We start from the raw sequence: 14,756 nt of genomic DNA on the forward strand, positions 1-14,756 counted from the left end.
ATAAGGCGGACGCCACAGAGAATTCAACAAAAGGGGAATGCCATGAACGACAAGATCACGAACTGGACCAAAGCAGACGACATGATGGTGGAAAACGCCATCCGCCGCGGCGCAACCCGGCGCGAATTGCTTCAACTGATGCTGGCTGGCGGTGTCGCCACGGCGGCAGGCGGCCTCATTCTCGGACGGGCGTCGAAGGCAGTAGCCGCCGCGCCGGTTTCGGGCGGCACGCTCAAGGCGGCCGGCTGGTCGTCCTCGACCGCTGATACGCTCGACCCAGCCAAGGCGTCGCTCTCGACCGACTATGTGCGCTGCTGCTCTTTTTACAACCGCCTCACCTTCCTCGATAAGAGCGGCACGCCGCAGATGGAGCTTGCCGAAGCGATCGAGTCCAAAGATGCGAAGACCTGGACCATCAAGCTTAGAAGCGGCGTGACGTTCCATGATGGAAAGCCGCTCACGGCAGACGATGTCGTCTTCTCGCTGAAGCGTCATCTCGATCCGGCCGTCGGCTCGAAGGTCGCGAAGATTGCGGCGCAGATCACGGATGTGAAAGCGATCGACAAGCAAACCGCAGAGATCACGCTCGCAAATCCGAACGCCGATCTGCCGACCATCCTGTCGATGCATCACTTCATGATTGTCGCAGATGGCACCACCGACTTCTCCAAGGCCAACGGCACTGGCGCTTTCGTCAAGGAAGTCTTCGAGCCAGGCGTGCGCTCGGTCGGCATCAAGAACAAGAACTACTGGAAATCCGGCCCGAATGTCGATTCCTTCGAATACTTCGCCATCAGCGACGACAATGCCCGCGTCAACGCGCTGCTTTCGGGTGATATCCACCTTGCTGCCGCGATCAATCCGCGCTCGATGCGCCTTGTTGAGACCCAGGGGGACAGCTTCGTGCTATCGAAGACGACCTCCGGCAACTACACCAACCTCAACATGCGGCTGGACATGGAGCCTGGCAACAAGCGGGATTTCATCGAGGGAATGAAGTATCTCGTAAACCGCGAGCAGATCGTCAAGTCGGCATTGCGCGGCCTCGGCGAGGTCGGCAACGACCAGCCAGTGTCGCCCGCCAACTCCTATCGCAATGCCGATCTCAAGCCGAAAACCTTCGATCCGGACAAGGCGAAATTCCTGTTCGAGAAGGCCGGCATCCTTGGTCAGTCGATCCCCGTGATCGCCTCCGAAGCAGCCTCCTCCTCGATCGACATGGCGATGATCATCCAGGCCGCCGGCGCCGAGATCGGCATGAAGCTCGACGTCCAGCGCGTTCCTTCGGACGGTTACTGGGATAATTACTGGCTGAAGGCGCCGATCCACTTTGGCAACATCAATCCGCGCCCTACGCCGGATATCTTATTCTCGCTGCTTTACACCTCGGAAGCGCCCTGGAACGAGAGCCAGTACAAGTCCGCGAAGTTCGACAAGATGCTGATCGAAGCCCGCGGCTCCCTCGATCAGGCGAAACGCAAGGAAATCTACAACGACATGCAGATCATGGTCGCCGAGGAAGCCGGCACGATCATCCCGGCCTATATCTCCAATGTCGACGCCACGACGGCCAAGCTCAGGGGCTTGGAAGCCAACCCGCTTGGCGGCCAGATGGGTTATGCCTTCGCGGAATATGTTTGGCTCGAAGCCTGATGAAGCAAAGGGCCGGGGCGAAAACCGCCCCCGCTCCGCTTTCAGATTGCGCTATAGTCCTCCAGCCGAACGCCTAAGGGAGCGCGCGTGTGAACAAGCAAGTCCTATCCCTCATCTCGAGCCGATTACTTATCGCTCTGATCACGCTGGTGATCGTATCGTTTGCGGTCTTCTTCGCCACGACGATGCTGCCCGGCGACACGGCGTCGATCCTTCTCGGCCAAGCCGCCACGCCGGAAGCTGTCGAAGGGCTTCGCAAGGCCATGCATCTGGATGAGCCGGCGATCTTGCGTTTCCTGCGCTGGCTCTCCGGCCTCGTGACAGGTGATCTTGGCACATCCTACGCCAACGACATGCCGATCGGTGACTTGATCGGCGGGCGCTTCGTCAACACGCTGAAGCTCGCCGGCGTAACCGCACTGTTTTCGGTCCCGATCGCGCTGACGCTCGGCATTACCGCTGCAATGCTGCGCGGCTCCCTTTACGACCGGATTGTCACCATTGTGACGATCGGCGTGATTTCGGTTCCGGAATTCATGGTTGCGACTTCGGCCGTCCTTCTCTTCGCCGTCTACCTCAAATGGCTGCCGGCGCTCTCGCTTGCCAATGAAGTCCATTCCCTTGCAGACGTGCTCCGGGTCTATGCTATGCCGGTCATCACGCTGACCTTCGTGGTTTCCGCACAGATGATCCGCATGACGCGTGCTGCGGTCGTGGAAACGCTCACCACACCCTATGTTGAAATGGCTCTTTTGAAGGGCGCTTCCCGGGGCCGCATCGTGCTTAAGCATGCGCTGCCGAATGCGCTTGGCCCGATCGTCAACGCGATTGCTCTCTCGCTCTCCTATCTGCTCGGCGGCGTGATTATCGTCGAGACCATATTCAACTACCCCGGCATCGCCAAATTGATGGTTGACGCGGTCGCCACGCGCGATCTCCCGCTGATCCAGAGCTGTGCGATGATCTTCTGTCTCGGCTATCTGGTCTTGACCACGCTTGCCGACATTATCGCCATTCTTTCCAATCCGAGGCTCAGATGACGACAGATATCCAACAACAGCAGCCAGCCGCACGCCGGATCGGCTACCGCTTCAATCTCGTCGGGCTCCTGGGGCTCAGCGTCATTCTCTTTTGGGCCTTCATCGCTATTTTTGCGCCGCTTCTCATCCCTTATCCAGTTGGCGAAATCGTCGACTTCGATTATTTCGGCCCGATGTCGGCGCAGTTCTGGATGGGATCGGACTATCTCGGCCGCGATATCCTCTCGCGCATCCTGATGGGCGCGCGCTATACGGTCGGCATATCGCTCGCTGCCGTCTCAATCGCCTGCGTCACCGGCGTTGTCCTCGGCATGGTCGCCGCCGTAGCCGGCGGATGGACCGACTCACTTCTCAGCCGGTTTCTCGACGCGCTGCACTCCATCCCAAGCAAGCTGTTCGGGCTTGTCGTCGTGGCGGCCGTGGGTTCGTCGATCCCGGTCCTGATCCTCACGCTTTCGGTAGTTTACATCCCCGGTGCCTATCGTTTCGCCCGGGCCCTGGCAGTCAATGTCAACGCCATGGATTTCATCACGGTTGCGCGTATCCGCGGTGAAAATGTCTTTTATCTCATCGGCTCGGAAATCCTGCCGAACATCTTAGGTCCAGTGCTTGCCGATCTCGGCCTTCGTTTTGTGTTCATCGTGCTGCTTTTGTCTGGCCTGTCCTTCCTAGGCCTCGGCGTCCAGCCGCCCTATGCAGATTGGGGTGCGCTCGTGCGCGAGAATATCGGTGGTCTGCCTTTCGGCGCGCCAGCGGTGATCTTTCCATCGATCGCGATCGCAAGCCTTACGATCAGCGTCAACCTTTTGATCGACAACTTGCCCCAAAAGATCCGGGACCGGAGCGCATGATGGCCAACCTCGTTGAAATCCGTGACCTGAAAGTCGAGGCGAAGACCGATTCCGGCCGCATCGTGGAGATCATCAGAGGGGTGAGTTTCGAGGTCGCGGAGGGCGAGATCGTCGCGCTGATCGGCGAAAGCGGATCGGGCAAGACCACAATCGCCCTGACGCTGATGGGTCATACGCGCACGGGCTGTCGCATTTCCGGCGGCAGCGTCATGCTCGCAGGCAGGGACATGGCGAAACTTCCTGAAAAGGAACGCTCTGCTATTCGCGGCAGAGAAATTTCCTATGTTCCGCAGAGCGCTGCCGCAGCCTTCAATCCTGCAGCAACGATCATGGACCAGGTGATCGAAGTCACCCGCATCCACGAACTGATGCCCGCCGCTGAAGCGAGACTACGTGCGATCGAGCTTTTCCGGGCGCTTTCACTGCCCAATCCCGAAGCCATCGGCGAGCGTTATCCGCACCAGGTTTCGGGCGGCCAGCTGCAGCGTCTTTCGGCCGCCATGGCCCTGATCGGCGATCCTAAGCTCGTCATTTTCGACGAACCGACCACCGCGCTCGATGTCACGACCCAGATCGAGGTGCTGCGCGCCTTCAAGTCCGTGATGCGCAAGGGCGGCATTGCCGGCGTCTATGTCTCCCACGACCTCGCGGTCGTTGCCCAGATCGCTGACCGGATCATCGTCTTGAAGGGCGGCGAGATACAGGAGAGTGGCGCGACAGGAGATATCCTGTCGGATGCAAAGCATCCCTATACCCGCGAACTGCTCGCCGCCTTCGAACCCAAGGCGCGAGGCACACAGCCGGTTGTGGCAACGGACAATCCCCACATCCTTGAAATCGAGAACGTGTTTGCCGGCTACGGCGCGATCCAGGTGGACGGTCTGCCTCTGGTGCGCGCCGTCCGCTCGGTCAGCCTCAAGGTCGAGCGCGGCCGCAATCTCGGTATCATTGGCGAGTCGGGCTGTGGAAAATCGACATTGGCGCGAACGATTGCCGGCATTCTGCCTGCCTCTGCGGGACAGATCGTCTTCAACGGGCGGGAACTGGCGCAGAACGCCCGCCGGCGCACCCGCGAGCAGCTGCGGGAGATGCAGATCGTCTTCCAATATGCCGATACCGCGCTCAATCCGGCCAAATCGATCGAGGATATTCTAGCGCGGCCGCTCGTCTTTTATCACGGCATGGCCCGCAAGGCCCGCGACAAGCGGATCAACGAGCTTCTGAACATGGTGCAACTGCCTTCTTCCGTGCGCCACAGACGTCCGGCAGAGCTTTCCGGCGGCCAGAAGCAGCGCGTGAATTTCGCACGGGCTCTTGCTGCCGATCCGAAGCTCATCCTGTGCGATGAGATCACCTCGGCCCTCGACACGGTCGTCGCAGCAGCTGTCATCGATCTGCTCAAGGAGTTGCAGCGGGAACTCGGCCTCTCCTACATCTTCATCAGTCACGACCTTTCGGTGGTGGAAGCGATCTGCGACGAGATCGTCGTGATGTATGCAGGCGAAAAGGTCGAGGAGATCCTGCCGTCCAACAGAGAAAAGGTGCCGAAGCACCCCTATTCGCAGCTGCTCTTTTCCTCCGTGCCGAAACTCGATCCGAGCTGGCTTGACGGACTTGAACAGGATCCGGAACTGGTGCGCGCCTATTGCCGGCGCTGAGAAAGCGCCACTTCCTCACAACGGAAAGAGGCTGGTCAGCGGCATGTGGGCCTTGACGATCGGCGACTTCAGCACCACGAAGCTGAAATACTTGTCGATGCCGATATCCAAATCCGTCAGCCGTTCCATGATGGTCTGGTACTCGCCGATGCCGGCGGTCACGAACTTCAGCATGTAGTCGTAGCCGCCGGAGACCAGGTGACATTCGATCACCTGATCGACCTTCTCGACGGCCGCCAGGAAGCGGGCGAAGTCGATCTGCCTGTGGTTCTTGAGGGTAATCTCGGTGAAGACCGTGAGCGTCTGACCGAGCTTGCCGACATTCACTTGGGCGGAATAGCCGACGATGTAACCTTCCGCCTGCAGCTTCTTTACCCGCATGAGGCAGGGGCTCGGCGAAAGATTGACCAATTCGGCAAGCTCGACATTGGTGATCCGGCCATTCTTCTGCAACTCATAGAGAATCTTGATGTCGATCCGATCGAGTTTCATGTGAGCTCCCTGCCATGTTCGTGTCATCGAACGACAAGCGCAGCAGAAAATTCTGCGCTATGCGCATCCGACCATAGCATATAAACCCCTCCTGTCATTACCGACGCCTTCAGCCTGCCAAGCATAAACGATCGTAGCATCGCGCAAGCACGGTAGAAAATGCTGTCCACGCGCGAACTCCAGCTACGTCTTCCTGGGACGAGCGGTAGATTGACGGCTCACGCTGGAGACGTCGAATGCCTGCCCCCCTTCAAAAAATTGAAACGAAGCAAGCCCTGCCCGAAAGTGCTGATGCGGTGATCATCGGCGGCGGCATCGTCGGCGTCTTCACGGCCTACTATCTTGCACGCCGGGGCCTGAAAGTCGCCCTTGTCGAGAAGGGTCTGATTGGTGCTGAGCAGTCGAGCCGGAACTGGGGATGGTGCCGCCAGCAAAACCGCGATGCACGCGAACTTCCGATCGCCACGAAGAGCCTCGACCTGTGGGAGCGATTTGCGGCCGAAACAGGCGAAGACACCGGGTTCCGGCGCTGCGGCCTCCTCTACCTCAGCAACGATGAGACAGAACTCGAAGGTTGGGCACGCTGGCGCGATTTTGCAAAAACCGCAGGCGTGACGACGCATATGCTCGACAGCGTGCAGGCGACCGAACGCGGCAAGGCCAGCGGCCGGCTGTGGAAGGGTGGGGTCTTTTCGCCATCGGACGGGACTGCCGATCCCTCGCGCGCCGCACCTGCCGTTGCCCGGGCGATCATGAAACTCGGCAGCAGCGTGCACCAGAATTGCGCCGCGCGCGGCATCGAAACGACGGCCGGCCGATTGAGCGCGGTGGTGACCGAGAAAGGAACCATCCGGACGCGCACGGCCATCATGGCTGGCGGCGCGTGGGCTTCGTCCTTCTGCCGTCAGCTCGCCATCCGCTTCCCGCAAGCCTCGATCCGCTCGTCCATCCTTTCTGTTTCGGCTGGGGCGGACGACTTGCCGGATGCGCTCCACACGGCCGAAATATCGATTACCCGGCGGGGCGATGGCGGGTTCACTTTGGCCATCAGCGGGCGCGGGCGGATCGATCCGACACCGCAGCAGCTTCGTTTCTCAAAAGAATTTCTGCCGATGTTCGTCCGTCGCTGGCGCAGCCTTGCGCCCGGCGGCACCGAAGGCTGGCACTCGGGCCATGAGAGCCTGGCCCGTTGGCGTCTTGATGCTCCGACGCCGATGGAGCGGATGCGCATCCTCGATCCAGATCCGCACCGCAGCACCATTGCGTTGACCCATCGCCGCGCCTGCGCGCTTTTGCCTTCCCTTGCTGCGACAAACATAACGGCAGCCTGGGCGGGATATATAGACAGCACGCCGGACGGCGTGCCAGCGATCGGCGAAATAGCCTCGGTCCCGGGCTTTATCCTTGCCGCCGGCTTCAGCGGACATGGGTTCGGCATTGGCCCGGGCGCCGGGCATCTGATCGCCGATATCGTCTCCGGCGCAGAGCCGTTGGTAGACTCACGGGCCTATGATCCAAGCCGCTTTGAGAACTCCGCCTGGGGGAAGGTTGCCGACTTCTAAAATGCGTATTTCTTGTGCATTAGTTTTAAATGCTTAATTTTGCGGCTTTCAACTTGCCTGTTCTGTTGCAGTGCGTCATAAATGGCGCATGAGCCGTTTCGACCTGACGATCCTTGTCATAGACGAAAATGCGATCCGCGCCTCGATCATCGAGGAGGGGCTGCAGGAGGCCGGCCATATGCGCGTCACCGTGATTCACGAGGTCCAGGGCGTCGCGCGCATCATCGAGACGCTGAAGCCGGACGTCATCATCATCGACATCGAGAACCCGAACCGCGACATGATGGAGCACCTGTTCCAGCTGACGCGAACGGTCAGCCGGCCGATCGCGATGTTTGTCGACCGGTCTGATACAGCTTCGATCGAAGCGGCCGTCGAGGCCGGCGTCTCTGCCTATATCGTCGACGGGCTGAAGAAGGAGCGGGTGAAACCTATCCTCGATATGGCCGTCAGCCGGTTCAATGCCTTCAGCCGCCTGCAGCGGGAACTCGCTGACGCAAAATCGGCGCTCGAGGAGCGCAAGGTCGTGGAGCGCGCAAAGGGCATTCTGATGAAGATGCGCGGCCTTTCGGAGGAACAGGCTTTCGCGCTGCTACGCCAGACGGCGATGAACGAGAAGAAGAAGATGTCCGAGATCGCGCAAAGCGTCGTGACGGCAGCAGGATTGCTGATGTGACCCGGTGCCACGCCCATTCGATTGTCCGGAGGACTGCGGAGTGAATGCAGTGACGAGAATTGACACTCAGCAAGGGCGCGTCTCCGCGCCTTCACGACTCAGCAGCGAAGGCCCACGCGTTCTTCGCGCCGGCTTCATCCCGCTTGTCGACGCCTCGGTGCTGGTTGCAGCCGCGGAGTTCGGATTTGCCGAGAAGGAGGGGTTAACCCTCGATCTGGTCAGAGACGTTTCATGGGCGAATGTTCGCGACCGCCTGGCCTTTCGCCAGTTCGACATAGCCCATATGCTCTCGCCGATGCCCGTGGCGGCAATGCTTGGACTGGGCTCGAACCCCTCCCCGACCATTGCGCCCTTCTCGCTCGGACGCGGCGGCAATGCGATCACCCTTTCCACGCGCCTCTTCGAACGGATGCGCGAAGCAGCAAACGTTTCGGAAGCAGCCAGCGCCCTTGAAAGCGCGCGCGCCTTTGCATTGGTGCTGAACCAGATGCGGTTGGCCGGCGAGCCGGTGCCGACACTCGGGATGACCTATCCCTTTTCCTCGCACAACTATGAATTCCGCTACTGGCTGGCCGCGGGCGGCATTGATCCCGACAAGGACGTCAAGCTCATCGTCGTGCCGCCCCCGCTCACCTCCGATGCCCTGGCTGCCGGCGCAATCGACGGCTTCTGCGTCGGCGCGCCCTGGAACATGGTGGCGTCCGAGCGCGGCGTCGGGCGGATCGTTGCGACGAAGCAGGACATCTGGCCCTCGGCGCCGGAAAAGGTCATCGGCATGCGGCCGGATTGGGCCGAGAGCCATCCGGAAACGGTCTCCCGGCTGATCGTGGCGCTGGATGCCGCAGCGCGCTGGTGCGATCATGCCGAAAACCACGACGCGCTGGCTGCGGTACTTGCCGATCAGCGCTATATCGCAGCACCCGTCGAAATCATCCGGCGAGTGCTAGCCGGCGAGTTCAGCCTGGACGCCAAGGGCAACCGCCGCATCGTCGACAATTATTTCATGTTCCACCGCGGCTACGCGAACTATCCGCGGCCGAGCCAGGCGCTGTGGATCTACAGCCAGATGATCCGCTGGGGCCAGGCGGCAATCAACCTGAACAGCGCACGCGCGGCAGCGTCCGCCTATCGGCCCGATCTCTATAGAACAGCGCTCGGCGACACATGCACGCCGCCGGACGCCGATGTCCGGGTCGAAGGCGACAGCGACGGTGACCGCTTCATGGACGGCAGCATCTTCGATCCGACGCGCCTCGGGGAGTATGTCGACGGATTTTCAGTCAAGAGCACCCTGCCCTTTGTTCCGACTGCCGGCGAGGTCTGATCTTCTGCTGCCTTGCACAAAAGGCTGGCAGCAGTTTGCGTTGGAAACGGCAATAGCACAAAATATGCACATTCCTATAGCGAGCCTAAAATTTAGGCATAATCGTTGAAGGTGCTCATCCCCCTGTGATTTCAATGAGCTAGATCTCCCACCGGAAACTGGCATGCCGCTTGCAAGGATGATCTTGCCCGGATCAACGGCGATCTTGGCGGATAAGCGCGTGATAAGCGCTTGCAAAAGACATCGACGTCGCACGGTTTTTGCTGTCCGGGAACTCTCCCTTCCCGCAGACGCAATCTCCGGGCGGCGTTTTTTTATTCCGAAAATTCCTGCGACGACCAACAAGGGGAACCAGCGCATGAACAAGATCCTCACAGGCGGCATAAGCCGCCGCAGCCTTCTGAAAACGACCGCAGCGACTGCCTTGATCGGCGCAGTCCGCACCGCTTTTCCCTCCGGCGCCTTTGCCGCAGCTGCAGCACCTGAAGTCACGGGCGCTAAACTCGGCTTCATCGCGCTGACCGACGCTGCTGCGCTGATCGTTGCCAAGGAAAAGGGTCTTTTCGAAAAACATGGCCTTCCCGATGTCGAGGTCGCCAAACAGGCGTCCTGGGGCGCAACACGCGACAATCTGGTTCTCGGCGGCGCTTCGAACGGCATCGACGGCGCCCACATCCTTTCGCCGCTGCCTTATCTCATGCATACGGGCAAGGTGACGCAGAACAACCAGCCAGTACCGATGGCGCTGCTGGCGCGTCTGAATTACGACAGCCAGGGCATTTCCGTCGCCAAGGAATATGCCGATACCGGCGTCCAGCTCGACGCATCCAAGCTGAAGGCGGCCTTCGAGAAGAAGAAGGCCGAAGGCAAGGAAGTGAAGGCCGCCATGACCTTCCCGGGCGGTACTCATGACCTTTGGATCCGCTACTGGCTTGCCGCCGGCGGCATCGACCCGGACAAGGACGTCTCGACCATCGTCGTGCCGCCGCCGCAGATGGTGGCGAACATGAAAGTCGGCAACATGGATGTCTTCTGTGTCGGCGAACCTTGGAACGAGCAGCTCGTCAATCAGGGGATCGGCTTTACCGCAGCAACGACCGGCGAGCTGTGGAAAGGCCATCCCGAAAAAGCGCTCGGCATGCGGGCCGACTGGGTCGAGAAGAACCCGAACGCCACGAGAGCCCTCTTGATGGCGGTGATGGAAGCCCAGCAATGGTGCGACAGCATGGACAACAAGGAGGAAATGGCGACCATCCTTGGCAAGCGTCAATGGTTCAACGTGCCACCGAAGGACGTGCTTGGGCGCCTCAAGGGCGACATCAACTACGGCAACGGCCGTGTCGCCCACGGCACCGACCTTTACATGAAATTCTGGGCAGGCGGCGCCTCCTACCCCTTCAAGAGCCACGACACCTGGTTCATGGCCGAGAATGTGCGCTGGGGCAAGTTCGCACCCGACACCGACATCAAGGCCCTCGTTGACCAGGTCAACCGCGAGGATCTCTGGCGCGATGCGGCCAAGGCTCTGGGTGTCGCCGCAGCCGACATTCCCCCTTCCCCTTCCCGGGGCAAGGAAACCTTCTTCGACGGCAAGGTCTTTGATCCGGAAAATCCGTCCGCCTATCTCGATAGCCTTGCCATCAAGGCCGCATCCTGATCCCCACCTCCGGCGCGTGACAGGCGCGCGCCGGCCTTTTATTTCCGACGAGGAGCCCTTCATGTCCGCCCTGGCAAAGAAAGAACCCATACCGGCAAAGATTGCGCCGAAGGCCGCAAATGTCGTCCGGCTTGCAGGCCCGCCGGCTCCCCGGATCGATGTGCGCGGCCTTGCGATGGCGGCAGCGCGCAACATCGTGCCGCCGCTTGTCGTGCTTGCGATCATTTTGACCGTCTGGCAGGTGCTCTGTTCGTCGCCCGACGCCTCACTGCCCTCGCCGCACCAAGTCTGGCAGGAAAGCTTTGATCTGATCGCTTATCCGTTCTTCAACTATGGCTCGCAGGACATCGGGCTTGGCTGGCGCGTCATGATTTCGCTCCAGCGCGTCGCCTACGGCTTCGGCCTTGCCGCGGTCGCCGGGGTCGTGATCGGTGCCGTCATCGGCCAATCCGTCTGGGCCATGCGCGGTCTCGATCCGATCTTCCAGGTGCTGCGCACCGTCCCGCCGCTTGCCTGGCTGCCGCTGTCGCTCGCCGCCTTCCAGGATTCCAACCCTTCTGCGATCTTCGTGATCTTCATCACGTCGATCTGGCCGGTGATCATCAACACGGCGGTCGGCGTACGCAACATCCCACAGGACTACCGCAACGTGGCGCAGGTGCTGCGGCTTAATCATTTCGAATTCTTCTTCAAGATCATGCTGCCATCGGCGGCGCCCTACATCTTTACAGGCCTCCGTATCGGCGTCGGTCTCTCATGGCTTGCAATCGTCGCGGCCGAGATGCTGACTGGCGGCGTCGGCATCGGCTTCTTCATCTGGGATGCGTGGAATTCGTCGCGCCTGCCCGACATCATCGTCGCCCTGGCCTATATCGGTGTTGTCGGCTTTGCCCTCGACAAGCTGGTGGCCGCTGCAGGCCGGTTGATCACCCGCGGCGCTTCGGCCAACTGAGAGGAATACCCATGACCGCCTATCTCAAGCTCGACCACATCGACAAGCACTTCGACCGGGCAGGAACGCGCACCGAAGTACTGAAGGGCATCAGTCTGACGATCGCCAAAGGCGAGTTCGTGTCGATCATCGGCCATTCCGGTTGCGGCAAGTCCACACTTTTGAACCTGATCGCCGGACTGACGCCGGTCTCAGCCGGCGCTGTGCTTCTCGAAAACCGGGAAGTCAACGCCCCCGGCCCGGAACGCGCCGTCGTGTTCCAGAACCACAGCCTGCTTCCCTGGCTGACGGTCTACGAAAACGTCAACCTCGCAGTCTCCAAGGTGTTCGGCAGTTCCAAGAGCAGGGCCGAACGCCACGACTGGGTCATGTCCAACCTCGACCTCGTGCAGATGGCACACGCCAAGGACAAGCGCCCCTCCGAAATCTCCGGCGGCATGAAGCAGCGCGTCGGCATCGCCCGCGCGCTCGCTATGGAGCCGAAGATCCTGTTGCTCGACGAGCCTTTCGGTGCGCTCGATGCGCTGACCCGCGCCCATCTGCAGGATGCGGTGATGGATATTCATGCCCGTCTCGGCAATACGATGGTGATGATCACCCACGATGTCGACGAGGCCGTGCTGCTCTCCGAGCGCATCGTGATGATGACCAACGGCCCGGCCGCCAAGATCGGGGAAGTCCTCGACGTGCCGATCGCCCGGCCCCGCAACCGCATCGAACTCGCCTCGGACCGCACCTACCTCAAATGCCGCGAAGCCGTTCTGAAATTCCTCTATGAACGCCACCGCTTTGTCGAAGCCGCGGAGTAAACTCTTAACCAGCACGGATGCGATATGGCTTGATATTGAGTCTCTCTTGGCGCATCTGCGGCACCGTGTCCGTTCGCTCCTGCACTATCGGCACACTGTATCGAATGAATGCCAATAACCCTGTGGCGCCGGTCTCATGAAAACTAGCAGTCTGAACGTCCTTGTCATTGATGAGAACCGCATTCGCGCCTCGATCATCGAGGACGGCTTGCGCGAGGCCGGCTATGACGGGGTCACGATCATCGACGACATGCATGGCCTTGCCAAGCGCATCACCGAGATCAATCCCGATGTTATCGTCATCGATCTCGAAAACCCGAACCGCGACATGCTTGAGAGCATCTTCCAGATATCGCGCGCGGTGAAGCGACCGATCGCCATGTTCGTGGACAAGTCCGATGAAGCCTCGATCGAGGCTGCCGTCGAGGCAGGGGTTTCCGCATATATCGTCGACGGCCTGAAACAGGAGCGCGTCAGGCCCATTCTCAAGATGGCGATCAGCCGTTTCAATGCCTTCGCGCGCCTCAGCCGCGAGCTGGAAGAAACACGCGGCGAATTGGAAAAGCGCAAACTGATCGATCGCGCCAAGGGGCTGCTGATGCGCAGCCGCGGGCTGTCGGAAGAAGAGGCCTACACGCTGTTGCGGCGCACGGCCATGAACCAGAACAGGAAAGTCGTCGAGATCGCTCAAAGCCTCCTCACCGCGGCAAGCCTGCTTGATCCAGGAGCGGACGTATGAGGAACAGGCATGACATTACCGCGGGCTTTGTTCCGCTTCTCGACAGCGCCCTCCTCGTCGTCGCCAAGGAAAAGGGCTTTGCCGAAACGCAGCAACTAGGCCTCACGCTCGTGCGGGAGCGCTCCTGGGCAACGATCAGGGATCGGCTGGCGGTGGGTCATTTCGAAGTGGCGCACATCCTTGCCCCCATGCCGATCGCCTGCAACCTCGGCCTCATGGCGCCCGCGCCACGCATGATCGTACCGATGGCGCTCGGGCTTGGCGGAAATGCAGTTACCGTTTCCAGCGCCTTGTGGCGGGACATGGCCGACCACGGCGCAGCCGATCCCCTCGATGCGCGCTTAAGCGGTGCGGCGTTGAAAAGCGTGATTTCGCGGCGGGCAGGCGACACGCTTCGTTTCGGTATCGTCCACCCTTATTCGGGACATAACTACGAACTGCGCTACTGGCTTTCTGGAAGCGGCATCGATCCGGATCGCGAGATCGAGATCGTGACACTTCCGCCGCAGGATATGGGTGACGCGCTGAAGGCCGGTGCGATCGATGGTTATTGTGCTGGCGAACCGTGGAATACCTTTGGCGTTTTAGAACACGGCGCGCAGATCGCAACGGTCAAGGCGGCAATCTGGAAATCCAGTCCCGAAAAGGTGCTTGGCGTGAACGAGCGGTGGGGCGACAGCCATCCTGAAGCCCTGTCGGCACTGCTGAGAGCGCTTTACAACGCATCGCTCTGGTGTGCTGATAGAGCCAATCACGAGGAGCTTGCCGTCCTGCTTTCAGGGCCGGCCTATATCGACAGGCCTGTTGAATGGCTACGCCCGTCCGTAACCGGCGCACTCAGAACCGGCCGACATGACACGCAGACGGTCGAGGACTTCTTCGTTCCGCACGCCAAAGCGGCAACCTTTCCATGGAAGAGCCACGCGCTTTGGTTCTACACACAGATGGTCCGGTGGGGCCATGTCGACCACACTGCGACGCATCAAACGGTTGCCGGCAATACCTACCGGCCGGATATCTACCGCAGCGCTCTGAAGTCGCTCGGCGTTGCCATGCCGGCTGCGAGTTCGAAAGTAGAGGGCGCCTTGCAGGTCGAAACACCGGTCGGCTCCAGCGGCACCCTGACGCTCGGCCCGGATGGATTTTTCGACGGCAATCTCTTCGATCCCGATCGCGTCGATGAGTATATCGCTGCTCAAAAGCAGGCTTAGCACGACGCCTATTTTGTATGCATTGCACAATATTTGACCGACGACGCGGCGGTTTTCGGGATGCTGATTCCGACCATTAAGGGCGACTTGCGGCTCAAAACAGCATAAATGGCGCAAATCTCAACTTGGCAC

General features: G+C 60.4%; 13 protein-coding genes. 12 read left to right on the forward strand and 1 reads right to left on the reverse strand.

Features of this window, described 5'->3' with window-relative positions:
* The first annotated feature begins 42 nt into the window (after window positions 1-42).
* From ACZ9BX_RS31660 to ACZ9BX_RS31675, 4 genes are all read left to right on the forward strand, one after another.
* A complete protein-coding gene (locus ACZ9BX_RS31660) occupies window positions 43-1,653 on the forward strand; it encodes an ABC transporter substrate-binding protein (protein WP_476222193.1) in 1,611 nt (536 codons plus the stop codon).
* An 89-nt stretch (window positions 1,654-1,742) separates the two neighbouring features.
* Window positions 1,743-2,693 (forward strand): ABC transporter permease, encoded by a 951-nt coding sequence (locus ACZ9BX_RS31665; RefSeq protein ID WP_476222194.1) that lies wholly within the window; start codon window positions 1,743-1,745, stop codon window positions 2,691-2,693.
* Window positions 2,690-3,544 carry an ABC transporter permease gene (locus ACZ9BX_RS31670; protein ID WP_476222195.1) on the forward strand — a complete coding sequence of 285 codons (855 nt, stop codon included), beginning with the start codon at window positions 2,690-2,692 and terminating at the stop codon, window positions 3,542-3,544. Before ACZ9BX_RS31665 ends, ACZ9BX_RS31670 begins: the two co-directional genes overlap by 4 nt.
* A complete protein-coding gene (locus tag ACZ9BX_RS31675; protein ID WP_476222196.1) occupies window positions 3,544-5,202 on the forward strand; it encodes an ABC transporter ATP-binding protein in 1,659 nt (552 codons plus the stop codon). The genes ACZ9BX_RS31670 and ACZ9BX_RS31675 overlap by 1 nt, the downstream gene beginning before the upstream one ends.
* Before the next feature lie 15 nt (window positions 5,203-5,217).
* On the opposite strand, the gene ACZ9BX_RS31680 is transcribed toward ACZ9BX_RS31675, so the two are convergent.
* Entirely contained in the window at window positions 5,218-5,694 is a 477-nt protein-coding gene (locus ACZ9BX_RS31680) for an Lrp/AsnC family transcriptional regulator (RefSeq protein ID WP_476222197.1), read from the reverse strand.
* Between the two features lie 236 nt (window positions 5,695-5,930).
* Here ACZ9BX_RS31680 and ACZ9BX_RS31685 point away from each other — a divergent pair, with 236 nt between their 5' ends.
* The 8 genes from ACZ9BX_RS31685 to ACZ9BX_RS31720 all read left to right on the forward strand — a co-directional run bounded on the left by ACZ9BX_RS31685 (window position 5,931) and on the right by ACZ9BX_RS31720 (window position 14,624).
* Window positions 5,931-7,256 carry an NAD(P)/FAD-dependent oxidoreductase gene (locus ACZ9BX_RS31685; protein ID WP_476222198.1) on the forward strand — a complete coding sequence of 442 codons (1,326 nt, stop codon included), beginning with the start codon at window positions 5,931-5,933 and terminating at the stop codon, window positions 7,254-7,256.
* An 88-nt stretch (window positions 7,257-7,344) separates the two neighbouring features.
* On the forward strand, window positions 7,345-7,932 hold the full coding sequence (locus tag ACZ9BX_RS31690; protein WP_132568487.1) for an ANTAR domain-containing response regulator: 588 nt from the start codon (window positions 7,345-7,347) through the stop codon (window positions 7,930-7,932).
* A 49-nt stretch (window positions 7,933-7,981) separates the two neighbouring features.
* Window positions 7,982-9,256, forward strand: coding sequence for a CmpA/NrtA family ABC transporter substrate-binding protein (locus tag ACZ9BX_RS31695; protein WP_476222199.1), 1,275 nt, complete (start codon window positions 7,982-7,984; stop codon window positions 9,254-9,256).
* A gap of 358 nt (window positions 9,257-9,614) precedes the next feature.
* Complete coding sequence (locus tag ACZ9BX_RS31700) at window positions 9,615-10,913, forward strand: CmpA/NrtA family ABC transporter substrate-binding protein (protein ID WP_476222201.1); 1,299 nt, start codon at window positions 9,615-9,617, stop codon at window positions 10,911-10,913.
* Window positions 10,914-10,974: 61 nt separating this feature from the next.
* Window positions 10,975-11,865, forward strand: coding sequence for a nitrate ABC transporter permease (gene ntrB, locus ACZ9BX_RS31705; RefSeq protein ID WP_476222202.1), 891 nt, complete (start codon window positions 10,975-10,977; stop codon window positions 11,863-11,865).
* 11 nt (window positions 11,866-11,876) lie between these two features.
* Window positions 11,877-12,674, forward strand: coding sequence for an ABC transporter ATP-binding protein (locus tag ACZ9BX_RS31710; protein WP_476222203.1), 798 nt, complete (start codon window positions 11,877-11,879; stop codon window positions 12,672-12,674).
* Window positions 12,675-12,810: 136 nt separating this feature from the next.
* Entirely contained in the window at window positions 12,811-13,413 is a 603-nt protein-coding gene (locus ACZ9BX_RS31715) for an ANTAR domain-containing response regulator (RefSeq protein ID WP_476222204.1), read from the forward strand.
* Complete coding sequence (locus tag ACZ9BX_RS31720; RefSeq protein ID WP_476222205.1) at window positions 13,410-14,624, forward strand: CmpA/NrtA family ABC transporter substrate-binding protein; 1,215 nt, start codon at window positions 13,410-13,412, stop codon at window positions 14,622-14,624. Before ACZ9BX_RS31715 ends, ACZ9BX_RS31720 begins: the two co-directional genes overlap by 4 nt.
* Window positions 14,625-14,756: the final 132 nt, after the last annotated feature.

The sequence above is a fragment of the Rhizobium sp. USDA 3886 genome, assembly GCF_056279785.1.

Bases quoted from the DNA above. Each gene is read 5' to 3' on its own strand.
- ACZ9BX_RS31660 (WP_476222193.1), top strand. From the start codon at position 43: ATGAACGACAAGATCACGAACTGGACCAAAGCAGACGACATGATGGTG.
- ACZ9BX_RS31670 (WP_476222195.1), top strand. From the start codon at position 2,690: ATGACGACAGATATCCAACAACAGCAGCCAGCCGCACGCCGGATCGGC.
- ACZ9BX_RS31675 (WP_476222196.1), top strand. From the start codon at position 3,544: ATGGCCAACCTCGTTGAAATCCGTGACCTGAAAGTCGAGGCGAAGACC.
- ACZ9BX_RS31680 (WP_476222197.1), bottom strand. From the start codon at position 5,694: ATGAAACTCGATCGGATCGACATCAAGATTCTCTATGAGTTGCAGAAG.
- ACZ9BX_RS31685 (WP_476222198.1), top strand. From the start codon at position 5,931: ATGCCTGCCCCCCTTCAAAAAATTGAAACGAAGCAAGCCCTGCCCGAA.
- ACZ9BX_RS31690 (WP_132568487.1), top strand. From the start codon at position 7,345: ATGAGCCGTTTCGACCTGACGATCCTTGTCATAGACGAAAATGCGATC.
- ACZ9BX_RS31700 (WP_476222201.1), top strand. From the start codon at position 9,615: ATGAACAAGATCCTCACAGGCGGCATAAGCCGCCGCAGCCTTCTGAAA.
- ntrB (WP_476222202.1), top strand. From the start codon at position 10,975: ATGTCCGCCCTGGCAAAGAAAGAACCCATACCGGCAAAGATTGCGCCG.
- ACZ9BX_RS31710 (WP_476222203.1), top strand. From the start codon at position 11,877: ATGACCGCCTATCTCAAGCTCGACCACATCGACAAGCACTTCGACCGG.
- ACZ9BX_RS31715 (WP_476222204.1), top strand. From the start codon at position 12,811: ATGAAAACTAGCAGTCTGAACGTCCTTGTCATTGATGAGAACCGCATT.
- ACZ9BX_RS31720 (WP_476222205.1), top strand. From the start codon at position 13,410: ATGAGGAACAGGCATGACATTACCGCGGGCTTTGTTCCGCTTCTCGAC.